This is a genomic window from Psychrobacillus sp. FSL K6-2365 (assembly GCF_038003165.1).
GTDB lineage: Bacteria > Bacillota > Bacilli > Bacillales_A > Planococcaceae > Psychrobacillus > Psychrobacillus psychrodurans.
On record NZ_JBBOOO010000001.1, the window covers coordinates 3,750,831 to 3,774,882 of the forward strand.

Consider the following 24,052-nt stretch of genomic DNA (forward strand, 5'->3'; position numbering starts at 1 on the left):
TAACAGAAAAGGCGACCGTGATAGCCGCCTACAAACTATTATTTCTGCATTCCAAGCGCTGTTAATAACTCGACTATAACTTTATCCTGCTCTTCTAAATAAGTAGTAAATTCTTCCCCATTGCGGTATTCACTTGCCCAACCGTTCTTCTCAAGCTCTGTCTTCCATTCGTCTGTTTCAACCATTGCACCAATTTTTTCATTCCAATATCCTTTAGCATCATCAGACATTTCTTTCGGTCCGAAAATACCACGCCATATTGTAAACTCTGCATCGATGCCCGATTCTTTAAAAGTTGGCACTTCAGAAAGTTCTCCCTCTAAACGCTCTGCCGAACTAACCGCTAACACACGTACGTCACCTGATTTTACATATGTTGCAATCGTAGAAGCATCCGTTGCAATGACATCCGCATTATTACCTAAAAGCGCTGCTATTGCTTCTCCCCCACCGTCGTATGAAACGTATTTCACAGATTTTGGATCAATTCCAGCTTCAAATGCTGGCAGTACCCCTACTAAGTGGTCCATTGAACCAGGAGCAGATCCACCTGCTAATGTAACTGTTGTTGGATCCTTTTTAATAGCATCAAGAACATCTTCTAACGATTTGAATGCTGAATCATTTTTCACAACAATTGCACCATAGTCACGAGTCAACTGTGCAAGCGGTGTCGTATCCTTGTAACCATAAGGACTGTTACCTTCAGCTTTATTATTATTTATTAAGATAGGTGGAGATTTTACCATTAGTACATAATCGTTCTTTACTTCTTTCGTAGCAAATTCCGCCATATATACTGCTCCACCACCACCAGCTTTGTTTTCCACGGTAATTGCTTTTTCCACTAACTTTGTTTCATTCATAATTTTAGCAACCGAGCGTGCAGTTAAATCCCATCCACCACCTGCACCCGACGGAGCAACTATTGTAATATTATTTTTTGGATAATCTGATCCATCCGACGATGCACCATCACCATCACTATCACTTGATGAACAAGCAGCTAACCCTAATGCCAAAGTTGCCGCAAAAGCAACCGTAGTGATTTTCTTCCACATTTATTAATCCCCCTCATACCATATGTTTGATAGCGCTTTCAAACGCCTATACATAATTTATCAAAACATTCCCCATATTCGATGTTTTTGGTAATAAGTTAGATAATGATTTTAAAGTGCATTTTGTTCATAAAGTTCACAATGATTTGGTAAAATATCTCCGTTCCGGCCTACCAACAGTTCCATATATTAATTCGGCGTAAACAAGTTTTTCAGAAGCTAAGTATTCTAAATAGCGTCTCGCCGTGGAACGACTTATCCCTACTGCTCCTCCAAGAGACTCAGCAGTGATGCCATTCTCTATTTTTTTTATATAGTCTACTACCTTCTCTTTTGTTATTGGATCTATTCCTTTGGGTGGTGTTATCTCTGAAAATGTTGGCGAAGACATCGTGTTATTCCATAGAGACTTGATCAAATCTTCCTCGACACTTCCCTCTGCTGCTAGTATTTCTCTTTTAGATTTATATCCAAGTAGGCTTTCCTTAAATTTTTCAAAGGTTAAAGGCTTCAAAATATAGTCTGCAACCCCACTTCGAAATGCTTTTTTTACAATTTCTGATTCTGCTGCTGCTGTTATAAAGATAATATCCGTTTCTGGACTATGTGATTGAATAATTGCTAATAAATCTGTCCCAAGTGCATCTGGTAAATAAACGTCCAGTAGTATTAAATCTGGTTTGTAGGATAGAATCCAATCCTTCGCTTCTTCAGCTGTGTTTGCTGTTCCAATTACTTGAAAACCATCAAGCTTCTCAATAAATCGTCGATGTATATCCGAAATTCTTTTATCATCTTCTATGATTAGTATTTCAATTTGCTCTGTCATATAAGTACCCCCCTTTTGGTATCGACACGATAAACAATGCCCCACCCAAATCACCAGATTCTATTGCTATCACTCCACCTAAATCACTTACATTTTCCTGAACCTTAAGCAATCCATATCCTCGATCATTTTCGCTTTTAGTCGAAATTTTCTCCAATAATACTCTTCCAAACAAATTATCTGCAATTCCTTCACCTGAATCTTCCACCTCTATTACTATTTCTTCCTCTGTCTCCACTACTAATATGCGAACAATCCGTTGTTCCTCTGGAAAATTATCAACTGCTTCAAATGCATTTGTTACTAAGTTTCCTATGATTGAAACCAATAAGTTTTTTTGAAGGTGTTTTGGTAATCGTTCTAAATTGCTATCTTCATCTAAGATAAATCGTATCTTTAATTCTTTTGCACGATTGAAAAAACCTATTACTATCCCTCCGAGGAAAGGATCCTGCAACCGTTTCGTCATAAATTGGATAAGTGATTGGTGCTCAGCAGTTTCTATATGTATCAATTCTAGTGCCTCTTCATATGACTGCAATTGGATAAGACCTGAAATTGTATATAAAGAGTTATTGTATTCATGCGTTTGGGCACGCAGCGCCTCTGTATATTGTTTCACTTGTGATAACTCCTCAGCCAAGCGATCAAAATCAGACTGTAAACGAAAGCTAGATACTGCTCCGACAATTTTATCTCCCATCCGTATCGGTATTCGATTAACTATTGCTTTTTTACCTCGTATTTCCATTGGTCGGTCTAACTGCCCCTCACCTGATTCCATGACCTGTGGTAGGCTTGTATTAGGAATAACATCCCAAATGTTTCGACCGATTAACTCTGTATAGGTAGGTAGCGATAAAATCTCATATGCCGCGTTATTTACCATTCTAATAACTCCATTAGCATCTACTGTAATAATCGCTTCCCGGACAGACTCTATCAATGCATTTCTCTCAGTAAATAGATTCGCAATCTCTGATGGCTCCAAGTTAAACAATTCTTTTTTAATATTGCGTGCTAATATACTCGACCCAATAATACCTAGTAAAATAGCAATTAGTACGATATACGCAATGTTATTTATATACTGAGAAAAGATTGTAGCGATATTATCCTTTAAAAAACCAACCGAAATTATACCAATAATTTGTCCATTTTCATCTATAACAGGTGCCTTTCCACGTAAAGCTTTCCCCAATGTACCGGTTGCTTCGGATATATATGATTTCCCATGAATAAGTGCTTGTTCATTATCGTCACCGACCATTTTCTTGCCTAGTCTTTCTGATACTGGATGGGCGTAGCGAATCCCCTCTTCATTTCCTATTACTACATACTCCGCTCCTGTTTTCTCCTTTATAACAGTGGCAATTGGCTGAAGTATTTCTGTAGGGTTTTCTGATTGAAACCCTGCCAAAATATCAGGCCGCTCTGCAGTCGTTTTCGCAATACTAAGAGCCCGTTCTCCTACTTGTTGTTCTACTGCATCTGAAACGATAAAGTAAAAAGAAATTCCTATTATAATTGCAACAAGCGATACAAATACAGCACCAATTAAAAAAATACGAGATTGTAACGATTTCTTTTTCATGCTTATCACTCTCTATCCCCATAAAATAGTAGAAATATAAATTACAATAGTAACCGTTATACAGCTCATAATAGTAGAAAACAAGACAATTTGTGCGGCCAAGTTTGCCTCCACATCATACTCTAACGCTAATGTAGAGCTATTACGAGATGTTGGAAATGCACTTGCTATAAACAGTGATTGAGCTACTACTCCGTCAAACCCCATTAATAGGATTAATCCCAAAGCTAATGTAGGACCAATTATTAATCGACCAACTGTGCTAGTGAAAATTACCTTGTTAAATATTGTTTTTAACTCTATCTGCGCCAGCTGAGCACCTAATGTAATAAGCGCTATTGATATAAAAGCATTCGCTAAGTACTCAATCGGAATTCTAAATGTAATAGGAAGGCCTATATTCCAAAAGTTCATTATTGCACCAATGATTAATGCATGAACAATCGGCAGACGTAGTAAGCTGCGAAGTATGTCCAAACCTGATTTGGTTGAGGAGATTAAATTATATAAACCATATGTATAGGTAATAATGTTTTGGAATATAACAATGATTACTTGAATCGATGTTCCAAGCGGATTTGCCACAAATAGCATTTGACTAACCGGGATCCCATAATTGCCTGAGTTTATCAAAACAATACTATTATTAAAAATTGCTGCCTGGCTTCTATTAAGCTTTAATAATTTGCTAAATAACCAACTAATCATCATAAGGCAAATACTAAAAATAAGTAAATAAACGATAATACTACTTAGGACTTTTGCATTTACTTGCGTCTCATAAATATTAATAAACACCGCTGCTGGCATTAAGCAGTATGTGATTAGATTAGATAACGCTTTTAAGTTAAAACGGAACTTAAGTTGTAGGATTGCTCCTATCACAAGCATTATTAAAATCGGAGCAACCACTTGAAATAACACCATACTTAAATAAACCACATTACTCCTCCTTTCAAAATTACTTTGAAACATATTATCGCACTCTTTAAAATTTTCCGCCATATGGTTTTTCTGCTTCCGCTGCAACTGACCTTCCCTAATCTACAAGTTGCTCTGCTATTTATACATCTCACCTTGAAACGGCAGACCTTGAACCCCTTATTGTCATACACTTGGTGTACAAAGAAGTTACGGGAGGAACAGACATGAATATAGTGGAAGTCCACAATTTAGAAAAGTCTTATGGCTCTAATCAGGTTTTAAGAGGGTTAAACTTTCAAGCACAGGCTGGAGAAATAATTGGAGTGATCGGAAAGAACGGAGCTGGGAAGTCTACATTTTTAGAGATATTAATGACTATCAAAGATTATGATGGCGGTCATGTAGTTCTATTTCAAAAAGATATTCAAGAGAGTAATTTAGACCAAATTCGAAAGCAAATCTCAGTGGTCCTTCAACCTACTCAATTTTATAAAACACTAAAAGTAGAAGAGCTTTTGAAATTATTCAAGGCCTATTATCGATCAAATATAAAGATTCACCAGATTATAATGGACTTCCAATTAGAGCCACACCGTAAGAAATATTTTGATAACCTTTCAGGCGGTTGGAAACAAATAGTGAGTTTAGCGATTGCTTTTTTATCTGAACCAAAATTACTGATTTTGGATGAACCAACTACTGGGTTAGATCCGCATATGCGTAACATGCTTTGGACCTATATTACAAACTACAATACTCGTACCGGTGGAACAGTCATATTGACTACTCATAATATGGAGGAAATTGAGATGTACTGTGACAAAGTAATGCTCATCAATAATGGGATTAACGAAGTTTTTGATACGACCTCCGGAATCCTAGCTTCTGGTTTTCCATCTGTCCATGAATTTTATCTTCAGAAAGTAACGATATAGGAGGAAATCATATGTTAATGACTCAATTGAAATATGACTTACTAATGTTTTCAAGAGAATTATTTTACTTAGTATTCACAATCGTCGTACCACCAGTTACGTATTTATTCATGGGGCAATTATTTGGGGAACAAACTTATGCCGGTAATTTAAATTACGCAGAAACATATACACCATCCTTCATACTAGTTATCACGTTTACGGTTGTATTTTTTGCCTTCGGGTTCGATCAAGTAATGCAGCGTACAACAGGAGTGGAAAAACGAATCAGCATCTCTCCAGTTTCAAAAAAAATACTGCTCCTTTCTAGTATTATTCGCGCTATTTTTATGACTAGCTTTGGTTTTGTGCTAATTTCTGTTATTGGTTATCTAATGTATGATTTACAACTTAGATTTTGGAGTGTCATATTGTCATACGGATTTTTCATCCTATTGAATGCAGTTTTGCTCATCCTAGCTTCAGCTATTTACTCTTTCTTTCAACGTATGAACAGTGCATTGGTGTTTTCTATAGTTATTTTTCAAGTGGTTATTTTCACAGGTGGCTTAGCTATGCCTATACGACTAATGCCCAACTTTATACAAGTAGTTGCAGACTTTAACCCTCTGTATCATATGAACAATCTTTTCATCGCTATTTGGAACGGCCAGTTTTCATTGGACTCACAGACACTTCTCTCTAGTGGATACTTAGCATTACTTGTAATGGTAGCGTTGATATGCCTCCATATTCAAAATAAACGAAAAATAGGATAGCCACCCCTCAGTGAAACTATTACACTTAAATGAAAGAGGAGTGTGAGTTTGAGTTGAAGGTTTTACTAGATATCGATCGTAATTATAAAGAAACAAAAGTAATAATAGAGACGCCTACATTAGATGCCTCTGTGCAAGAGGTGTTAGATTTTATAAAGGGGAGAGATACAGAATTTTTGGTCGGAAAAGTGGAAGAGATGCAACATATACTAAAGCCTCAAGACATCCATTTTTTTCATACCGAAAATGACTCCGTTTTAGCAGTCAACGCAAACGGTTCCTATAAATTGAAGGAAAAGCTGTACGAACTTGAAGATATTCTTCCCTCTAATAAGTTTATACGACTTTCAAAATCAGTCATTGCCAATTTACATGAATTAAGTAGGTTTGAGGCATCATTTAACGGAACTTTATGCGTGTATTTTAAATCCGGTGTAAAGGAATATGTTTCCCGTACCTACGTTAGTGCTATTAAAGATGCGTTGAAAATGAACAGGAGGAAAAACGGATGAAAACCTTCCTATTTAGAAGTATGATTGGTATTTTCTTTGGAGCGTTTATCGCAGTTATACTGACCAATTCAGTTGTCTTATTTAGTGAGAAAGATACACTAGATGGTGCGCTATTTCTGAAAAACTCACTAGGATCTGTATTTTGTGGATGGTTTTTCACTGTAAGTCCTTTATACTTCGAAAATAAAATGCTCCAATTATGGCAACAAACAATTCTCCATTTCGTGACGGTTGTTATTCTCTACTTTTTACTTGCCTTTGGGATAGGCTGGGTGCCTTTTAACGTCCCTAGTTTTTTAACAGCGATGGGATTATTCCTAGTAGTCTATTTAGTTATTTGGGCTAGCTTTTATTTATATTTTAAGCGGCAAGTAAAAAAACTGAACGATGAGCTTGAACTGCTATAAAATGAAACTTATCTTCCACTTACATCGTAACTAAAGGAACGGAAGGAAGTGTATGGATCATGGATTACTTTTTAGTATTTTTGGGAGCTGCCATCCCTTGGCTAGAATTAGCGCTAGTCATTCCACTTGGAATTATTTCGGGGATGAATCCTGTAGCAGTGATTATCTTCGGTTTTATAGGGAATATGGTCACGGTCATTGCGCTAATTATTGGCTACGATAAATTTAAACTTTGGCTTGCCAAACGAAATGAAGGAAAAGAGAAAAAAGCATCTAAGCGAAGTGAACGTGCAAAAGAGCTTTGGAACAAATATGGACTACCGGGGATGCTATTACTTGGACCTATTTTAATCGGGACTCATATTGCTGCATTTATTGGGATGACACTTGGTGCATCTAAAGTAAAAACACTCGTTTGGTCAACAATAAGTATAGGTGCTTGGGCAATTGTATTTGGTGTTGCAACCTCCCTTGGCTTTGACTTTTTTGTACGTGATTAGAATCTAATAATATTAAGGATTGGTGATGACAATCCTTTAAGAACAAAATCTGATTCTATTATTACCGGTAAATTTTAAAGAGATGCAGTTCTTGACTAACGTCATGGACTGCATCTTTTTTCAGTAATCTTATTGGATTTCCCCTTCTCTAACTGTGATCTCTATTCACTTATTGGTACATAACCTACTTTTTCCACAAGTGCTTGCCCTTGGTCCGATAAAATCCACTCAATTAACGGCTCCACATTGGAATTATCCGTTCCAGCTGTCACAATATACAATTCGGATGTTATAGGATAGGTTTCTGCTCGAATATTTTCTTTCGTTGGGGCAACTCCATTTATTTCTAACAACTTGATCTGATCATTACCGACCATTTCTGTAGAATAAAAGCGGAATGTAAAGCCAATTGCATTTTTATAGTTTCTATATTGAGATACCTCATTTATGATTCCTCCCATTCCTGTAACGATATCTTTTGAAGGTGGATCCATAAGTGGCATTCCCTTCATCAGAGATTGAAGCGCAGATTGTGACCCACTGTCTTCTGGTCGTTGAAAAGCACGAATTGGATCATTTTTCCCCCCTAGCTGCTCCCAGCTAGACACTTTTCCCGTATATATATCTGTTATCTGATCTACAGTAAGGTTATCAACTGGATTTTTTTGATTGACAAAAAAGACAAATGCTTCTCGACCAATAGGTGTCATTGTAAGCTCTAATCCTTTTTGCTCTGCAATTTTCTTTTGTGATTCAGAGGGAGCTGCCGCGAAAATCATATCAACCTTTCCACTGAATAGATTCTCATAAGCATATGGTGTAGTACTCACCAATACTTCACTATTGTATGATGGATAGGATTTTTCTGGGTAAGTTGCTTCTACAATTGCCGCGTATAACGGATAAAGCGCAGTTGCACCGTCCAATCTTGGTAGATCATCAGTAAGCTGAAGTGTCGCTTTCTCATTTAAAGTTGTTACATTGCCAAATTGTGAAAAGGGTTCGTACTTAGCTATATCTACTTCAGCATCTACTGTCGGTATTAAATGAGTATATATATCCTTTATGGGAGCAATCGCACTGATTAATATTGCTGCTCCGGCTAAACTACCAAATATGATTTTCCGCTTTTTCGTTTGAAAAAAGTGAAATATATTAAACACAAACAACACATATAATACAACTCCACCAGTTATAAGCAATGCAATATAATCTATTCCCCCCATTATAAGTACAAAAAACAAACCAACGAATACAAAGAACACCATCCCAATCAAAGCAAAAATAGAAAGTATTACTCCTCCAATTTTCGACTCTACTTTCATCCCAATTCCCCCTGTTGTTACTCTGTTTTGAATAGTTCGCTTAGACGAATATTTGTTTCCTCTTCATCAAAAGAACTGAACCAACGATAATTTTTATCGTCTAAAATGCGGTAATGTTGGCTGATAACATTTTGTTGCATTCGGAAATTCCCCTTTGAACTTACTTCCTTCCACCACACATGACCACCCATCGATTTGTCCTTTGGGCGATCAATGCCATCATGAGCAATTGTTTCAATCACTTCCAATGGCTCATCTCCTAACACAGAATGCAAAATTTCACTATCTCGAAACAACGCACATACAGCAATTATATTTGTCCAACCAGCTAGCACTCTTTCTTTCTCTATTTGGACAAGCGTTTTCTTCGAAATTCCCATAATGCTTGCCATTTTATCCTGTGAATATCCTTTTTCAAGTCGAACCATTCGAATCCTCACAGAAATAAGCTGAATTACATATTCTTTATCCATAAAATGCCCCTTTATAATGAATACTCTTTCTATTTAGTGTAATTTTACACTAAAGGTGTAAAGTAGACAATAGATTTAGTGTTTTTTCTTTTATTAATAGGGAATGAATAATAATGAAAAATAATCTTGTAATTATTTATGTTTTATCGTTTAATATTCTAGTTGTTAAAAAAATTTGTAAAGGAATGTGATAAATGAACAAGTTTATAGGAGGATTAGCATTTTCCATGTTAATCGGTATGACATTGGGGGCCTGTGCACCTAAAGAGTCGACAGATGTAAAAGAAGAGGTTGCGCCTGTAAAAGATTTAGTGGATGCGAATAAAGATTACTTATCAGCCGTCGATGTCGATTATGCTTTTGAGTTCACAAAGAGCCTAGAGGAATTTAAAACGAATGAAAAACTTGGTTACCGAACTGCTGGATCAGTGGCAGAGCTGAAAACTGGGGAAAAAATTGCTGAAGAAATGAAAGAAATTGGACTTACTGAAGTAACAAAGGACGAGTTTACCTTAGACACATGGGAATTTGAAAAGGCTGACCTAACTTTCGTTGATGAAAACGGCGAGGAACATTTAGCAGTTTTAGGGGCTTACCAAGTAAATTTTGATACGAATGGTGTAAAGGAGCTTGAGATTGTATACGGAGGCAAAGGTACTGCTAATGATTTAGCAAATCTTGATGTCGAAGGTAAGTTAGTTTTAATTGACATAAATCAACGCGAGGAATGGTGGATTAACTACCCTGCCTATCAAGCTCATTTAAAAGGAGCTGCTGCAGTTATTGCAGTTCAGGAAGCTGGATATGCAGAAACAGATGAAGACGCGCTTAATGCACAGGATATCTGTGGACCAGATGATGCTCCTGCATTTTCTATGTCCCAAACAGATGCCAATCAACTTAAGAAAGCTTTAGAATCTAGTGAAAACGCGGCGATGACTGTAAAATTCGATGCTAAATCTATTGTGAAAATGGATGGAAAGTCGTATAACTATTACGGAAAAATTATCGGTAAAGACCCTGAGTCCTATATCATTTTATCTGCTCATTACGATTCTTACTTCACAGGATTCCAGGACGACCATGCAGCAATCGGGTTAATGATGGGTGTTGCTAAAGGATTAGTAGATAGTGGGTATCAACCAGAAAAAACGATTATTTTCAATGCACTTGCTGCTGAGGAATGGGGAGTTTCTAATTCTCGCTATGACTGGTCAACCGGAGCTTACAACCAAATATTCAATATTCATCCTGAATGGGTTGGAAAAGCATTTGCCAATATGAACTTCGAGCTTCCAGCGTATGAGCATACAACACAGGATGAAATTCGTTCAGTCTACGAATTGAATAATTACTTAACTAAATTTGCTAAAACTGTACCAAGCGTAGATGGTGTCTATAAAGACGGCATTTCCGTTGTTTCTCCACTTCGTACTTGGTCCGATGATTTTTCATTTGGAATTGCTGGTGTTCCAGCTCTTCGGAATGATTTCCAAGATAGTGATTTCATGCGCACACATTATCATTCCCAATTTGATAACGAGGACACCTATAATGCTGATGCACTGAAGTTCCATTTGAATCTATACGGATTACTTTCGATGCATTACGATCAAACAGCGGTTGTTCCATTGGATTTCACAACGCGTTTGACAGAAATGAAAAAAGTAATTGATGCTGATATTTTTGGTCAAGCTGAAGTTTCTTCCGACCAATTAGTTGCGGAGATTGACAAAGCAATAACGCTTGCAGAAGAAGTTAATGCAAAAGTTTTAAAAGTTAATGACAATTACCTAACCGCTCTAACTGAGGAAGATACAGATAAGGCACAAAAATTATATGAAGATAGCCGTGAATTGAATAGTGGTCTACTCTCTGCATTCAAATACGCTGAAGATCAATTCGTCCGCTTAACATGGGAGGATGATCAAATATTCCCACACGAACATGCTCAAAATAATATTACAAACCTTACACTAGCTATTGATGCCTTAAATAAAGGAGATATAACTACTGCGATTGATGAATACCTATGGGCTATTGACAATAACTGGTATGCTTACGATTTTGAGAAAGAGGTATTCGATTATTTCACAGACTATGTGCTAGATGCTCCTAAGGAAAAACTTATGTGGGGTGATGGTAGAATTGTTGGCCACGAAAATCTATTCGATCCAATCAACGCATTAATCGAAAAAAGTGGACAAGAAGATGCCGATATATCCGCAGAACTAGCCACTCTGAATGAAGCACTTGAAAGACAGAAAGCACTACTGCAAAAAACTACAGCTGAAGAAATCATTGCTGTACAGGAGCTTGCTAAAAAGCTAGAGGCATTAAAATAATAATAGAATAACCGGGAAGATGCTGATTGTGACTGAGGTCACGACCAGCATTTTTTTCGGTAATCTTATGGCATTTAACTGTCCGTCACACTCCTACAAATCAAGGTACAGGTTAGTGCGTACATTTGAAATAGACTCTCTTAAAGTGAACTCGGATAGCCTTTCTCTTGCCTATCTATTAAATTAAAGAACGAATTACTCTTCCATCCAAGTACGCTTGAATATCTTCTATTGCTTCTCGGTAATACGTAGTGTAATTTCTTTCTGTTACATAGCCTAAATGTGGAGTTGCTAATACGTTCAGCATTGTACGGAATGGATGGTCCACTGGAAGCGGTTCGATATCGAATACATCTAATCCTGCTCCTGCAATCCAGTTTTCATGGAGAGCTTTTATGAGAGCCTGCTGGTTAACTATAGCTGCACGAGATGTATTAACCAAATAGGCTGAGCTTTTCATGAGTTGTAAGTCCTTTTCACTGATAAGACCTCTAGTTCTGTCGCTTAGTACTAGATGAATAGAGACGTAATCACTTGTTTCCAACAGCTCTTCTTTTGAGCTTGCCAACTGAACACCTAACTGATCCGTCTGCTCCTTCGTTAAGTTTTGACTCCAAGCGATTATATCCATTCCAAAGGCTTTCGCTATAGTTGCCATTCGTCCACCTATTTTCCCCAGCCCCAGGAGACCTAAACGCTTACCATATAAATCCGTCCCAACCGTGCTCTGCCATAATCCATTACTACGTAGGTCAGTGTTTTCCTTCATAATATTACGTGCCAAATTTAGTATTAAGGCCCATGTTAATTCTGTTGGTGGCTCTGAAGAACTGGCAGTTCCACAAACAGTTACTCCATGAGCAGCTGCAGCCACAAGGTCAATCGATGTATTTCTCATTCCAGATGTAATCAGCAATTTAAGTTTCGGTAGTTTTTCAAAAAGTGTGACTCCAAAAGGTGTGCGCTCGCGCATAACAATTACTATCTCTGCATCACGAATGTAGTCTACTAGTTCATTTTCATCATAAAAGTGCTGAGAAAACGATACAATCTCGACCTTCTCTGTAATAGTTGACCAGTCGGCAATTTTTAAGGCAACTTGCTGATAATCATCTAGAATAGCACAGCGTATCCTCATACTAATTCCTCCCTATTTCAAATAATCCACAACAATTTGCACTAAAAGCAATATAGTGACCACTCGTAATAACGGCTTAACATGCTCTGCCTTTAACTTTCGTGCAAGGCGAAGTCCAAGCTGGGCACCTATTATTGCACCTAGCATTAATGCTAGTGTCACTGGCCATATTATTTTTCCAGTAGAAATATACGTAATCGATGCTCCAAAGCAGCTAGAGAATACACCAATTCGAGCAAGCCCAACAGCTCGAATGTAGGCTATTTTTTCACTCGCGTACAAGTATAGAGCAAGTGTGCTGCTCCCAGGGCCGAACATGCCATCGTACATACCAATTCCTAATAATGCTGGAACTGTTTTTTTATTCAGTTGAAAGGTTTCCTTTCCCCCAAAGTTCCCTTTTCCCATAAAGGATGTAACAAAGGCGAAGCTAAGTAAAATAATAGCAATTATCGTTAGTACCTCTCCACTTAGAAAAGATGCAATGAGCCCTCCTATTATTCCTCCTCCTAAACAAAATACCAATACCGAAAGTGCCTCTTTTCCGGTTACTTCCTTTTTAGTGAAAATCACTAGAAAACTTGAAAGCGAGCTGACAGTGTTGGACACTTTATTTGCCCCAATGGCAGAATGCACTGGCAGTCCCATTAATAGCATCATCGGCAAGCTTATAAGACCTCCCCCACCTACTAATGTGCCTACTACATTCCCCACAATTCCTATGATGAAAAAGATTAAAAACTCCATTTAAATGCCTTCTTTCAAAAACCACTTTTGTTCTTTTAGCATACCTTGACTCCTATCATAAGTAAATTCGATAGTTATTATCGTTTTGCATATGAAAAACTTATCATCTTTGAAAGGATTATTAGTACTCTTAAGGGAAGTAGTAATATAAGGAGGGATTTCATGAAGAAATGGTTATTAGTTATTTCACTAGTATTATTTGGTTGTACAGAGGAGGCTGTAAAGTTACCCACTCAGGGTCCAATTGCAGAGAAGATCACTACTAATTTAAATATTCCATGGTCTATCAATTTACACAATAATACCTTTTATATATCAGAACGAGTCGGAACGATTGCACTTATACAAGGTGGTTCTGTTGTACATGAACCAGTTCGACTTTCGGATAATCTTGCAGCTATCTCTGAAGCTGGATTACTCGGCTTTGTGCTGAAGTCTGACTTTGAAGAAACAGGTGAAGCATTTGCTTACTATACGTATGATATAAACGGAGAGTCCTTTAACAAAGTCGTGACTCTCAAACGAGGAGAAGACGAATGGCAAGAAACTGCGATTCATTTGGACGGCATACCGACCGGCAACATTCATCATGGGGGGCGTTTGGAGATTGGACCAGATGGTTCGTTGTATGTGACCGTTGGAGACGCAGGTAATCCTAGTAATGCACAAGACCCAACTTCACTAAATGGGAAAATTCTTCGCATGGAAGACGATGGCTCATTTGAAATATTCTCCATGGGGCACCGTAATCCACAGGGACTTGCTTGGGCCGCAGATGGAACGCTATACGAAGCTGAGCATGGCCAGTCAGCTAACGACGAAATCAATTTAGTCGAACAAGGTAAAAACTATGGCTATCCAATTATCGAGGGGGAGAAAAGTGAAGAAGGGCTTGAAACTCCTATTGTTACTTCTGGTAGTGACGAAACCTGGGCACCATCTGGCATTACATTTCATAAAGGCGAACTATATGTAGCAACACTTCGTGGAGAGTCTGTTAAAGTGATGAATGTAGAAACTGGCGAAGTGGAACATTCGATTACAGGATTCGGACGAGTACGAGATGTATTCTCCGATGGAGAATCGCTTTATTTCATCACTAATAATACCGACGGACGCGGAACACCTGGTGAGGACGATGACGTGCTGTATAGGATAAAATAAAAGTCGGGAGATATCGATTCAAAACAAATCCTCCTTTTCAGGAGGATTAAATGGATCTTTTATATTTTAATGAAACAGCATTATCTTCCGCTTCGCTTTCATACGCCTGTTGCTCATATTGAAAAGTGAATTCTCGTGCTTCATAAAACGGAATGCCCAATTGATTTCCTTTGGTGACAGAAACCCATTGTTCATGCGCTCCATATTCAGCTCGTTGAATCTCTGTTAAGTAACTTAGTAATTTTGTACCGATACCTTGACCTCTTTTTGCTGGATGCAAGTAAAGAACATAAACTTCAGCTACTCCATCTTCATCTACTCCCCCACCGATTGCACCAACAATTTCCTCATTTAACTGCGCAACAAAATAACCATTCCAGCTTCGATTTGTATCTTTAATTTCCTTCGAAATTCTTTCCACTGTATAAAATTTTGCTATAATTCCTTCTATGTAATCATTCGAATACAAATCTTTGTACGTATTCCATTGAGCAGCTATACAAACATCAACTATTCCCTGTTCATCACCAGCCTGTGCCATGCGAACCTCAATTATATCTAATGAAAGCGCCATAGCAATTTGTATACCCGATCTTCCATTAAACCGTCTCCCTTCATCGATAAAACCCGATTTTGCATACACAGTTTGTGCCGCCTTGTTTGCTTCATTCACCCCAAGTACTATTCTATTTATATCTGAAAAATGCTTAGCTACAAAAGTTTGCAGTAGCTTCATAGACTTTTGAGCAATTCCCCTCCCCTGGTAAGCAGGATGTATGGAGTATCCTCTTAGTAAAATACTCTCCGGGATATCTGTATAATGGAATTTATCCTCACCAGTATCTAGCACAAAAAAACCAGCAACCTGATCGTCTTCCGTTATAATAATGGGAGTATACGTTACATTAACTTGAGCACGTTCTAATAATTCTAACGGATGACCAGTAAATGAAAGATGCTCTTCAGATAACGGATAATTCTCTAACGATTTTCTATAATCGTCATTATATATAGTAAGCCTAGTCATGAGTTTCACCCCTTTTTAATCAGCATATCACAAGAGGAGGAGGTATTGCCAAATGAAAATAGCAATAATTGGTGGAGGTATCGGGGGGCTCTGTGCTGCTGTAACCTTACAAAAACAAGGTTTTTCTGTTCAGGTATACGAATCAAATGCAACTTTTCATCCGGTAGGCGCTGGTATTGGAATAGGATCCAACGCATTGCAGGCACTTATGGAAATTGGTGTCGGTAAGGATGTATTTGCAAATGGCCATGCCCTTCATACACAGGTCTTTCAGGATGCACTAGGGAAGACACTGAATACGATTGATTTTACTGTACTAAAGGAACTTTATGGCCAAGAAAATATTACTATTCACCGAGCTGATTTACACAGGACATTTCTGAAAGCACTTCAGCCTAATACACTTCATTTCAATAAAAAATGCATATTTGTCGACCAAAACGATACTCAAGTAACCATCCATTTCGAAGATGGAGAAACAGTAAGCGTAGATCTACTAATAGCCGCAGACGGTATAAACTCCTCTATACGTCAACAGCTAGTTCCAGGTTCTGTTCTTAGATACTCTGGCTATACATGCTGGAGAGGCATTACAGAAAACAAAGGCAGAATTGATAAATACACCTCTACCGAATTATGGTCTACTAAAGGACGATTTGGTATGGCTCCTATGAAGGATGAATTAGTATATTGGTTCGCTTGCATTAATACATCTGCAAGGAATCCACAATTTCAGCATCTCGCTTCTCAGGATATCGGAAACTTATTTGACCACTTTCCTGAAGTTGTAAATAACATAATATCTACAACACCTCCAGAAAATATTCTACATCATGATATTTCTGATATTAAACCGCTGCGACAATTTGTTTTTGGCAGAGTGGTTCTTCTTGGGGATGCGGCTCATGCCACCACACCCAATATGGGACAAGGAGCTGGGCAAGCAATTGAAGATGCCATTGTCCTTGGAAATGGCTTCAAACAATTTGAACATGTGGATAACGTGTTAGCATTTTATGAACAAAAACGAGTTGCAAGAACTGCAAAAGTAATCCGTCTTTCTCGTCAAATAGGGGCAACCGCTCAAATCAAGTTTCGCCCACTCGCCAGAGTTCGTGATTTTTTATTCCCTTTTATCCCCTCAAAGCTTTTAATGGGAAGACTAAAATTCTTATTCGATGTGAAATTAAAATAAAGTGCCTTGCATATAGCAGGCACTTTACTTTTTACTAATACATTTGCAGTCCTAATGGGTCTACAACCTCTATATGTTTTGGGACTTTTAAGTGAATATATGTGAAACCTGTTACCATTCTGATCTCCTCATCAAGTAATGACTGTTTTAAAGAATACAATTCATTTGAAAACAATTCTAAATTAAGCTCCTTCTCGGAAGGCTCATGAATAACTAACTGATCTCGATTCCAGTCCAATTCATTAAGTGGAATTCTGTCCTCAATTTTTAGTCCATATACATTTATATGAGTTCTATATTCTATCCCTTCTACTTTAAAATCTGTAGAGTCAATCCATTCCACTACCACTTTTGTTGAGTATGGATCATTTCCTTTATACTCGAGAGATAATATATTTCCACTCAATTCATGTGACCATTCTTCCTTAAGAAACTTCTGATTGAATTTGTTTTCTTCTAGTTTAAGTAAAGATTTTTGAAAAGAATTATTTTCCGTTTGTAATTGTACTAATTCTTCAACGGATAATTTTTCTAACATAGTTTCTTTTGGTAAAAGTTCATATACAACACCTGAAGCGATTAATATACCGACATAGACAGTTATAATAATTTTATTTAGACGTAAGTTCCCTTTATATTTTACTTTTTTCGTTAGATAAAGAACAATGATTATTCCGATGACTATAGGTATTAATCCAATAAATAGAATCAGCCATGTATTACTCATGTTCTAACCCCCAAACGATTTGAGATTGCAATGGATGTCGCAAAGAGCAATATCGTTATGACGAAAATCTTCATAATAAGTATCAGCAATGAACCGTTCTCAACAAAAATAGATTCTGATATCCTAATCCAAATACCTGTCATTAACAACATAACAATAATTACTATTGCACCAAAAAACAATAGCTTATGCTTTTGAAACAAAATGCCAGCTATATATCCTATTGAGCTGAACATCCATAAAAGAGTTATCATCGCTAGAATAGTTAGTAGAGAATTAATAGGATTCTCTAGAATAGTAGAACCTTCTACAATTTCATTATTACTATTGAAAGTTAAAAAGATACGCATTAGATAACCTGATAGGAAAGTAGTTACACCCGCAAAGCAACTAAAAATTAATAAGACAATACAATTAGCTAAATTACTACTAAGACGAGTTGCCACAAACGAAAAGTCATCATATCGATACGCTTTAGTAGTTATTAGGTTTCCCACTGAAATAGCTAGTAATGACACAAAAAGAAAACCAATATCAATAGAAGATATATTTATACTAATAGAAGTACTATTAAAAGAAGTTCCACTACCTCCTGCTTCGCCTGCAAAAAATATCCCCAGTATCTGCAAAATGATTAGCGAATAAACCAATCCATTATAAGCATTGAGCTTAAACTTCACCTGAGATAGAACTACACTTGTTAGACTGCTATTACTTAAAAACATCATCGATTCCTCCTTTCGTCTCACTCGTCACATACATGCATACTTCACTTGCAGGAATCGTTTGAATGATGGCACCCTCTAAACGAGCTCTCTCCAACTTAGAGTTATTCTTAACTACTACATACTGCCTTTGCTCATCAACTCTTTTTGAATGAAGAATTTTTTCCCCCACTGTCCATCTTTCCACATCTGCAATTGATCCCTGAACAGCTACCGCATATTCCTTCACTTTATCTAGAGATTGATGTAATACAACTTTCCCATTATGAATCAATAGAATATCCTCTAATAAATGCTCAATTTCTGTTAAATGGTGGCTAGAGATTAAAATAGAGCGAGGATGTGCTATATAATCCTTTAGTAAAGCTCTATAAAAATCTGTACGAACTGCTTCATCCATTCCGTTTGTTGGCTCATCAAACATCGTTAACTCACAGCGAGTTGACAATCCAAAAATCATATTGAATGTAGCCCTTGCACCCTTGGATAGCTTAGAATGCTGTTGCTTGGAATCCAACTTAAAGTATTGAAATAACCGACTAGCAAGTTTTGCATCCCACCTTTGATAAAAAGCTGGTGCACTTCTCAATATTTCTTCTAAGGTAAGGGAGTCTGGAAAAGTCATTTGATCATCCACTAAAATACTGTTTGCAGAAACCATTAAGTTATTATAAGGATTTTTTCCAAAAACACTCACTTCACCCGACTTATGCTTAGTTAAGCCTGCTAGTATTTTTAGTAAAGTAGTCTTTCCAGCTCCATTGCGTCCAATAAGCCCTGTAATCTTTTGTTCTGTTAGCTCAAACGTTATATCTTCTAGAGCACTAGTTCGTCGAAAACCCTTACTTACTTTTTGACAATCTATCACATTCATTAGATCTCCTCCTCGCAGTTATGGATGAGTTGTATTAGTTCCATTTTTGTTACCGATAACCTTTTTGCTTCTAAAACGATGTCAGCTACCATTTTTGTTAGTGTCTCATTTCTCCGTTTTTCCAGAATCATCTTTTTGGCTTCTGGTGCTACGAACATCCCAAGTCCCCTCTTCTTATACAAAGTTTTTTCCTCTACTAGTATCGTTAAGCCTTTAGCAGCTGTAGCTGGATTGATATTGAAAAGCTCTGCCAACTGATATTGTGAATATACTTTTTGGTCATCCGTAAAACGCTCGGCTATAATTTCATTCTCCAGCCACTCCGCAATTTGTACATATATCGGTTTTGTACTATTGGTATTTATAATCACCTGAGGTTAATCTCCTCTCAATCAAAATTAGTACATTAGTGTTGTAATGTAGTATATAATACCGTTTTGAAATTGTCTAGTTTAATCTGGAATTCCATTACCGTTAAGTTATTTAGATATACATAAGTATTTAAAAAGGAGTTTATAAATGAGTGGAGAATATATATGTATAAGAAATGAGGGAAATGATTTATGAAATTAGGTCAAGTTGCGGTAAATGTTATAAATGTAGAACGGGCTGTTTCATTTTATAAGAATGTTATTAAATTATCTTTATTATTTGAAATGGATGGTCTAGCTTTTTTTCAATGTGGAGATACAAGACTTCTTTTAAGCCTAGCTGAAAAGGAAGAATTCAATCATCCAAGCTCCGTCTTGTATTTTCAAGTTGATGATTTGAACAGTGAGGTTTCTAGAATGAAGGGTGCAGGAGCCACTTTCATAGATGAACCACATATGGTAGCAAAGGTTGGAGATACAGAGACATGGATGGTATTTTTTAAAGATACCGAAGGAAATACACATGCATTAATGAATGAGCGTTAATTAACAGAAATTTTTCAGTGTGCCGAAACTTTTCTTTGGTGCCCAGCTACGTGTGTCCTACTCTCATAGGGGGAGACCCCCGACTACCATCGGCGCAAGAGCTTAACTTCCGTGTCCGGGCTGCAAAAGCAGATGGTCGGCTGATTTCTTTGTCAGCCGCACGCGTTCAATTCTCGCATATGTTATACGCTCCGAGTCTCTCTCACTTGCTTCCTCAAACTCTTTGTCCCTCTACTTTCTTGCATACTAACAGATAGAACGCCTACGGCTTATTTGTTAATACAAAAAAGTCGTTACCAATTACTCGGTAACGACTTTCTCTTTGGTGCCCAGCGACGTCCTACTCTCACAGGGGGAGACCCCCAACTACCATCGGCGCAAGAGCTTAACTTCCGTGTCCGGGCTGCGAAAGCAGATGGTCGGCAGATTTCTTCGTCAGCCGCACGCGTTCAATTCTCGCGTATGTTATACGCTCCGAGTCTCTCTCATTTGCTTCCTTGAACTCTTTGCCCCTCTACTTTCTCGCATACTTTCTTATAGAGATAGACTGCCTACGGCTTATTTGTTAATACAAAAAAGTCGTTACCAATTACTCGGTAACGACTTTCTCTTTTGTGCCCAGCGACGTCCTACTCTCACAGGGGGAGACCCCCAACTACCATCGGCGCTGAAGAGCTTAACTTCCGTGTTCGGTATGGGAACGGGTGTGACCTCTTCGCCATCATCACTAGACTGATTCGGCTTTCAATACACATCGTACTTCTTCGTCAACTTCATTTGTTCGGTCAGTCACATACGTTAGTATGTTCCTTTCCTCTCTCAATTGTTTCCTCGAATTACTCGTGTCTTGAAACCCTCATAATAAATAGAGTGTTTGTTCACTCAAAACTGGATAAACGACATTGTTACGTTAAACAAATTTGGTTAAGTCCTCGATCGATTAGTATTCGTCAGCTGCACGTGTCGCCACGCTTCCACCCCGAACCTATCTACCTCATCGTCTTTGAGGGATCTTACTTACTTGCGTAATGGGAAATCTCATCTTGAGGGGGGCTTCGTGCTTAGATGCTTTCAGCACTTATCCCGTCCACACATAGCTACCCAGCGATGCTCTTGGCAGAACAACTGGTACACCAGCGGTGTGTCCATCCCGGTCCTCTCGTACTAAGGACAGCTCCTCTCAAATTTCCTACGCCCACGACGGATAGGGACCGAACTGTCTCACGACGTTCTGAACCCAGCTCGCGTACCGCTTTAATGGGCGAACAGCCCAACCCTTGGGACCGACTACAGCCCCAGGATGCGATGAGCCGACATCGAGGTGCCAAACCTCCCCGTCGATGTGGACTCTTGGGGGAGATAAGCCTGTTATCCCCGGGGTAGCTTTTATCCGTTGAGCGATGGCCCTTCCATGCGGAACCACCGGATCACTAAGCCCGTCTTTCGACCCTGCTCGACTTGTAGGTCTCGCAGTCAAGCTCCCTTCTGCCTTTACACTCTTCGAATGATTTCCAACCATTCTGAGGGAACCTTTGGGCGCCTCCGTTACACTTTAGGAGGCGACCGCCCCAGTCAAACTACCCGCCTGACACTGTCTCCTACCCGGGTTACGGGTATGGGTTAGAATTTCAATACAACCAGGGCAGTATCCCACCGACGCCTCCTCCGAAGCTGGCGCTCCGGGCTCTAAGGCTCCTGCCTATCCTGTACAAGTTGCACCAAAATTCAATATCAAGCTATAGTAAAGCTCCACGGGGTCTTTCCGTCCTGTCGCGGGTAACCTGCATCTTCACAGGTACTATAATTTCACCGAGTCTCTCGTTGAGACAGTGCCCAGATCGTTACGCCTTTCGTGCGGGTCGGAACTTACCCGACAAGGAATTTCGCTACCTTAGGACCGTTATAGTTACGGCCGCCGTTTACTGGGGCTTCAATTCGCACCTTCGCTTGCGCTAAGCACTCCTCTTAACCTTCCAGCACCGGGCAGGCGTCAGCCCCTATACTTCACCTTACGGTTTTGCAGAGACCTGTGTTTTTGCTAAACAGTCGCCTGGGCCTATTCACTGCGGCTCTTCTAGGCTATGCACCCAAAAGAGCACCCCTTCTCCCGAAGTTACGGGGTCATTTTGCCGAGTTCCTTAACGAGAGTTCTCTCGCTCACCTTAGGATTCTCTCCTCGACTACCTGTGTCGGTTTGCGGTACGGGCACCTATCACCTCGCTAGAGGCTTTTCTTGGCAGTGTGAAATCAGGAACTCCGGACATACGTCCTCGCCATCACAGCTCAATGTTACAGAATGCGGATTTGCCTACATTCACACCTTACTGCTTGGACATGCATAACCAACAGCATGCTTACCCTATCCTTCTGCGTCCCCCCATTACTCAAACGGTGGTTTGGTGGTACAGGAATATCAACCTGTTATCCATCGCCTACGCCTATCGGCCTCGGCTTAGGTCCCGACTAACCCTGAGCGGACGAGCCTTCCTCAGGAAACCTTAGTCATACGGTGGACGGGATTCTCACCCGTCTTTCGCTACTCATACCGGCATTCTCACTTCTAAGCGCTCCACCAGTCCTTCCGGTCTGACTTCAACGCCCTTAGAACGCTCTCCTACCACTGATACCAAAGGTATCAATCCACAGCTTCGGTGATTTGTTTAGCCCCGATACATTTTCGGCGCAGCGTCACTCGACCAGTGAGCTATTACGCACTCTTTAAATGATGGCTGCTTCTAAGCCAACATCCTGGTTGTCTAAGCAACGCCACATCCTTTTCCACTTAACAAATACTTTGGGACCTTAGCTGGTGGTCTGGGCTGTTTCCCTCTTGACTACGGATCTTATCACTCGCAGTCTGACTCCCAAACATAAATCATTGGCATTCGGAGTTTGTCTGAATTCGGTAACCCGGGATGGGCCCCTAGTCCAAACAGTGCTCTACCTCCAAGATTCTAACGTTTGAGGCTAGCCCTAAAGCTATTTCGGAGAGAACCAGCTATCTCCAGGTTCGATTGGAATTTCTCCGCTACCCACACCTCATCCCCGCACTTTTCAACGTGCGTGGGTTCGGACCTCCAGTAAGTGTTACCTTACCTTCATCCTGGACATGGGTAGATCACCTGGTTTCGGGTCTACGACCACATACTCATTCGCCCTATTCAGACTCGCTTTCGCTGCGGCTCCGTCTTCTCAACTTAACCTTGCATGTAATCGTAACTCGCCGGTTCATTCTACAAAAGGCACGCTATCACCCATTAACGGGCTCTAACTACTTGTAGGCACACGGTTTCAGGATCTATTTCACTCCCCTTCCGGGGTGCTTTTCACCTTTCCCTCACGGTACTGGTTCACTATCGGTCACTAGGTAGTATTTAGCCTTGGGAGATGGTCCTCCCGGATTCCGACGGAATTTCACGTGTTCCGCCGTACTCAGGATACACTCAAGAGAGAATGAATTTTGGACTACGGGGCTTTTACCCTATCCTGCGGACCTTTCCAGATCGCTTCGTCTAACTCATTCCTTTGTAACTCTATGTAGAGTGTCCTACAACCCCAAGAGGCAAGCCTCTTGGTTTGGGCTATTCCCGTTTCGCTCGCCGCTACTCAGGGAATCGATTTTTCTTTCTCTTCCTCCAGGTACTTAGATGTTTCAGTTCCCTGGGTGTGTCTCAGATGCGCTATGTATTCACGCAAATGTACTGCTCCATTACGAACAGTGGGTTTCCCCATTCGGAAATCTCCGGATCAAAGCTCACTTACAGCTCCCCGAAGCATATCGGTGTTAGTGCCGTCCTTCGTCGACTCCTAGTGCCAAGGCATTCACCGTGCGCCCTTATTAACTTAACCTAAAAGTTAAAAAGTCTTACACGTTG

The 24,052-nt window shown here is 39.3% G+C and carries 22 protein-coding genes and 2 rRNA genes; 9 read left to right on the forward strand and 15 right to left on the reverse strand.

Annotation, left to right across the window (positions count from 1 at the left end; translation table 11 throughout):
• Nucleotides 1-38 precede the first annotated feature (38 nt).
• From MKY29_RS18970 to MKY29_RS18985, 4 genes are all read right to left on the reverse strand, one after another.
• The gene (locus tag MKY29_RS18970; RefSeq protein WP_241600146.1) at nucleotides 39-1,061 is read right to left on the reverse strand and encodes a Bug family tripartite tricarboxylate transporter substrate binding protein; all 1,023 of its coding nucleotides are present in this window, start codon (nucleotides 1,059-1,061) and stop codon (nucleotides 39-41) included.
• Between the two features lie 136 nt (nucleotides 1,062-1,197).
• Complete coding sequence (locus tag MKY29_RS18975; RefSeq protein WP_241600148.1) at nucleotides 1,198-1,890, reverse strand: response regulator; 693 nt, start codon at nucleotides 1,888-1,890, stop codon at nucleotides 1,198-1,200.
• Nucleotides 1,874-3,484, reverse strand: coding sequence for an ATP-binding protein (locus tag MKY29_RS18980; RefSeq protein ID WP_241600150.1), 1,611 nt, complete (start codon nucleotides 3,482-3,484; stop codon nucleotides 1,874-1,876). Before MKY29_RS18980 ends, MKY29_RS18975 begins: the two co-directional genes overlap by 17 nt.
• Before the next feature lie 12 nt (nucleotides 3,485-3,496).
• Entirely contained in the window at nucleotides 3,497-4,426 is a 930-nt protein-coding gene (locus tag MKY29_RS18985) for an AEC family transporter (protein WP_093495894.1), read from the reverse strand.
• Nucleotides 4,427-4,632: 206 nt separating this feature from the next.
• Here MKY29_RS18985 and MKY29_RS18990 point away from each other — a divergent pair, with 206 nt between their 5' ends.
• The 5 genes from MKY29_RS18990 to MKY29_RS19010 are packed head-to-tail and all read left to right on the forward strand — an operon-like array spanning nucleotide 4,633 to nucleotide 7,520.
• The gene (locus tag MKY29_RS18990) at nucleotides 4,633-5,343 is read left to right on the forward strand and encodes an ABC transporter ATP-binding protein (protein ID WP_093495893.1); all 711 of its coding nucleotides are present in this window, start codon (nucleotides 4,633-4,635) and stop codon (nucleotides 5,341-5,343) included.
• A gap of 11 nt (nucleotides 5,344-5,354) precedes the next feature.
• Entirely contained in the window at nucleotides 5,355-6,101 is a 747-nt protein-coding gene (locus MKY29_RS18995) for an ABC transporter permease (RefSeq protein WP_241600152.1), read from the forward strand.
• Nucleotides 6,102-6,154: 53 nt separating this feature from the next.
• Nucleotides 6,155-6,613: a LytTR family DNA-binding domain-containing protein gene (locus tag MKY29_RS19000; protein WP_241600169.1), complete on the forward strand. Its 459-nt coding sequence runs from the start codon at nucleotides 6,155-6,157 to the stop codon at nucleotides 6,611-6,613.
• Nucleotides 6,610-7,020 carry a DUF3021 domain-containing protein gene (locus tag MKY29_RS19005; protein ID WP_093495890.1) on the forward strand — a complete coding sequence of 137 codons (411 nt, stop codon included), beginning with the start codon at nucleotides 6,610-6,612 and terminating at the stop codon, nucleotides 7,018-7,020. Before MKY29_RS19000 ends, MKY29_RS19005 begins: the two co-directional genes overlap by 4 nt.
• 59 nt (nucleotides 7,021-7,079) lie before the next feature.
• A complete protein-coding gene (locus MKY29_RS19010) occupies nucleotides 7,080-7,520 on the forward strand; it encodes a small multi-drug export protein (protein WP_245402519.1) in 441 nt (146 codons plus the stop codon).
• A gap of 161 nt (nucleotides 7,521-7,681) precedes the next feature.
• Here MKY29_RS19010 and MKY29_RS19015 read toward each other — a convergent pair whose 3' ends face one another.
• Both MKY29_RS19015 and MKY29_RS19020 read right to left on the reverse strand, forming a co-directional pair.
• Nucleotides 7,682-8,845, reverse strand: a complete 1,164-nt coding sequence (locus MKY29_RS19015) for a PstS family phosphate ABC transporter substrate-binding protein (protein ID WP_241600153.1) — start codon at nucleotides 8,843-8,845, stop codon at nucleotides 7,682-7,684.
• Between the two features lie 17 nt (nucleotides 8,846-8,862).
• Nucleotides 8,863-9,318: a helix-turn-helix transcriptional regulator gene (locus MKY29_RS19020; protein WP_093495887.1), complete on the reverse strand. Its 456-nt coding sequence runs from the start codon at nucleotides 9,316-9,318 to the stop codon at nucleotides 8,863-8,865.
• A gap of 194 nt (nucleotides 9,319-9,512) precedes the next feature.
• Here MKY29_RS19020 and MKY29_RS19025 point away from each other — a divergent pair, with 194 nt between their 5' ends.
• A complete protein-coding gene (locus MKY29_RS19025) occupies nucleotides 9,513-11,663 on the forward strand; it encodes a M28 family peptidase (protein WP_340880558.1) in 2,151 nt (716 codons plus the stop codon).
• A gap of 178 nt (nucleotides 11,664-11,841) precedes the next feature.
• Here MKY29_RS19025 and MKY29_RS19030 read toward each other — a convergent pair whose 3' ends face one another.
• Complete coding sequence (locus MKY29_RS19030) at nucleotides 11,842-12,801, reverse strand: D-2-hydroxyacid dehydrogenase family protein (protein ID WP_340880559.1); 960 nt, start codon at nucleotides 12,799-12,801, stop codon at nucleotides 11,842-11,844.
• Nucleotides 12,802-12,813: 12 nt separating this feature from the next.
• Nucleotides 12,814-13,548, reverse strand: a complete 735-nt coding sequence (locus tag MKY29_RS19035) for a sulfite exporter TauE/SafE family protein (RefSeq protein ID WP_093495884.1) — start codon at nucleotides 13,546-13,548, stop codon at nucleotides 12,814-12,816.
• 162 nt (nucleotides 13,549-13,710) lie between these two features.
• Here MKY29_RS19035 and MKY29_RS19040 point away from each other — a divergent pair, with 162 nt between their 5' ends.
• Nucleotides 13,711-14,712, forward strand: coding sequence for a PQQ-dependent sugar dehydrogenase (locus MKY29_RS19040; protein WP_340880560.1), 1,002 nt, complete (start codon nucleotides 13,711-13,713; stop codon nucleotides 14,710-14,712).
• A 46-nt stretch (nucleotides 14,713-14,758) separates the two neighbouring features.
• Here MKY29_RS19040 and MKY29_RS19045 read toward each other — a convergent pair whose 3' ends face one another.
• Complete coding sequence (locus MKY29_RS19045; RefSeq protein WP_340880561.1) at nucleotides 14,759-15,739, reverse strand: GNAT family N-acetyltransferase; 981 nt, start codon at nucleotides 15,737-15,739, stop codon at nucleotides 14,759-14,761.
• A gap of 52 nt (nucleotides 15,740-15,791) precedes the next feature.
• Between MKY29_RS19045 and MKY29_RS19050 the strand changes: the two genes are divergently transcribed.
• A complete protein-coding gene (locus tag MKY29_RS19050; protein WP_241600161.1) occupies nucleotides 15,792-16,934 on the forward strand; it encodes an FAD-dependent monooxygenase in 1,143 nt (380 codons plus the stop codon).
• Between the two features lie 34 nt (nucleotides 16,935-16,968).
• Here the strand turns inward: MKY29_RS19050 and MKY29_RS19055 are convergent, their stop codons facing one another.
• The 4 genes from MKY29_RS19055 to MKY29_RS19070 are packed head-to-tail and all read right to left on the reverse strand — an operon-like array spanning nucleotide 16,969 to nucleotide 19,631.
• Nucleotides 16,969-17,661, reverse strand: coding sequence for a hypothetical protein (locus MKY29_RS19055; protein WP_340880562.1), 693 nt, complete (start codon nucleotides 17,659-17,661; stop codon nucleotides 16,969-16,971).
• Complete coding sequence (locus MKY29_RS19060; protein WP_340880563.1) at nucleotides 17,658-18,386, reverse strand: hypothetical protein; 729 nt, start codon at nucleotides 18,384-18,386, stop codon at nucleotides 17,658-17,660. Before MKY29_RS19060 ends, MKY29_RS19055 begins: the two co-directional genes overlap by 4 nt.
• The gene (locus MKY29_RS19065; RefSeq protein WP_340880564.1) at nucleotides 18,373-19,260 is read right to left on the reverse strand and encodes an ABC transporter ATP-binding protein; all 888 of its coding nucleotides are present in this window, start codon (nucleotides 19,258-19,260) and stop codon (nucleotides 18,373-18,375) included. Before MKY29_RS19065 ends, MKY29_RS19060 begins: the two co-directional genes overlap by 14 nt.
• On the reverse strand, nucleotides 19,260-19,631 hold the full coding sequence (locus tag MKY29_RS19070; RefSeq protein WP_340880565.1) for a GntR family transcriptional regulator: 372 nt from the start codon (nucleotides 19,629-19,631) through the stop codon (nucleotides 19,260-19,262). Before MKY29_RS19070 ends, MKY29_RS19065 begins: the two co-directional genes overlap by 1 nt.
• Before the next feature lie 192 nt (nucleotides 19,632-19,823).
• On the opposite strand from MKY29_RS19070, the gene MKY29_RS19075 reads away from it, so the two are divergent.
• Nucleotides 19,824-20,177, forward strand: a complete 354-nt coding sequence (locus MKY29_RS19075) for a VOC family protein (protein WP_340880566.1) — start codon at nucleotides 19,824-19,826, stop codon at nucleotides 20,175-20,177.
• Between the two features lie 616 nt (nucleotides 20,178-20,793).
• Here the strand turns inward: MKY29_RS19075 and rrf are convergent.
• A 5S ribosomal RNA gene (rrf, locus tag MKY29_RS19080) occupies nucleotides 20,794-20,909 on the reverse strand.
• Nucleotides 20,910-21,097: 188 nt separating this feature from the next.
• Nucleotides 21,098-24,026, reverse strand: a 23S ribosomal RNA gene (locus MKY29_RS19085).
• Between the last annotated feature and the right edge of the window lie 26 nt (nucleotides 24,027-24,052).

Excerpts from the sequence above, each read along its gene's own strand:
- MKY29_RS18970 (WP_241600146.1), bottom strand. The coding sequence starts at position 1,061 with ATGTGGAAGAAAATCACTACGGTTGCTTTTGCGGCAACTTTGGCATTA.
- MKY29_RS18975 (WP_241600148.1), bottom strand. The coding sequence starts at position 1,890 with ATGACAGAGCAAATTGAAATACTAATCATAGAAGATGATAAAAGAATT.
- MKY29_RS18980 (WP_241600150.1), bottom strand. The coding sequence starts at position 3,484 with ATGAAAAAGAAATCGTTACAATCTCGTATTTTTTTAATTGGTGCTGTA.
- MKY29_RS18990 (WP_093495893.1), top strand. The coding sequence starts at position 4,633 with ATGAATATAGTGGAAGTCCACAATTTAGAAAAGTCTTATGGCTCTAAT.
- MKY29_RS18995 (WP_241600152.1), top strand. The coding sequence starts at position 5,355 with ATGTTAATGACTCAATTGAAATATGACTTACTAATGTTTTCAAGAGAA.
- MKY29_RS19005 (WP_093495890.1), top strand. The coding sequence starts at position 6,610 with ATGAAAACCTTCCTATTTAGAAGTATGATTGGTATTTTCTTTGGAGCG.
- MKY29_RS19010 (WP_245402519.1), top strand. The coding sequence starts at position 7,080 with ATGGATTACTTTTTAGTATTTTTGGGAGCTGCCATCCCTTGGCTAGAA.
- MKY29_RS19015 (WP_241600153.1), bottom strand. The coding sequence starts at position 8,845 with ATGAAAGTAGAGTCGAAAATTGGAGGAGTAATACTTTCTATTTTTGCT.
- MKY29_RS19020 (WP_093495887.1), bottom strand. The coding sequence starts at position 9,318 with ATGGATAAAGAATATGTAATTCAGCTTATTTCTGTGAGGATTCGAATG.
- MKY29_RS19025 (WP_340880558.1), top strand. The coding sequence starts at position 9,513 with ATGAACAAGTTTATAGGAGGATTAGCATTTTCCATGTTAATCGGTATG.
- MKY29_RS19030 (WP_340880559.1), bottom strand. The coding sequence starts at position 12,801 with ATGAGGATACGCTGTGCTATTCTAGATGATTATCAGCAAGTTGCCTTA.
- MKY29_RS19035 (WP_093495884.1), bottom strand. The coding sequence starts at position 13,548 with ATGGAGTTTTTAATCTTTTTCATCATAGGAATTGTGGGGAATGTAGTA.
- MKY29_RS19040 (WP_340880560.1), top strand. The coding sequence starts at position 13,711 with ATGAAGAAATGGTTATTAGTTATTTCACTAGTATTATTTGGTTGTACA.
- MKY29_RS19045 (WP_340880561.1), bottom strand. The coding sequence starts at position 15,739 with ATGACTAGGCTTACTATATATAATGACGATTATAGAAAATCGTTAGAG.
- MKY29_RS19050 (WP_241600161.1), top strand. The coding sequence starts at position 15,792 with ATGAAAATAGCAATAATTGGTGGAGGTATCGGGGGGCTCTGTGCTGCT.
- MKY29_RS19055 (WP_340880562.1), bottom strand. The coding sequence starts at position 17,661 with ATGAGTAATACATGGCTGATTCTATTTATTGGATTAATACCTATAGTC.
- MKY29_RS19060 (WP_340880563.1), bottom strand. The coding sequence starts at position 18,386 with ATGTTTTTAAGTAATAGCAGTCTAACAAGTGTAGTTCTATCTCAGGTG.
- MKY29_RS19065 (WP_340880564.1), bottom strand. The coding sequence starts at position 19,260 with ATGAATGTGATAGATTGTCAAAAAGTAAGTAAGGGTTTTCGACGAACT.
- MKY29_RS19075 (WP_340880566.1), top strand. The coding sequence starts at position 19,824 with ATGAAATTAGGTCAAGTTGCGGTAAATGTTATAAATGTAGAACGGGCT.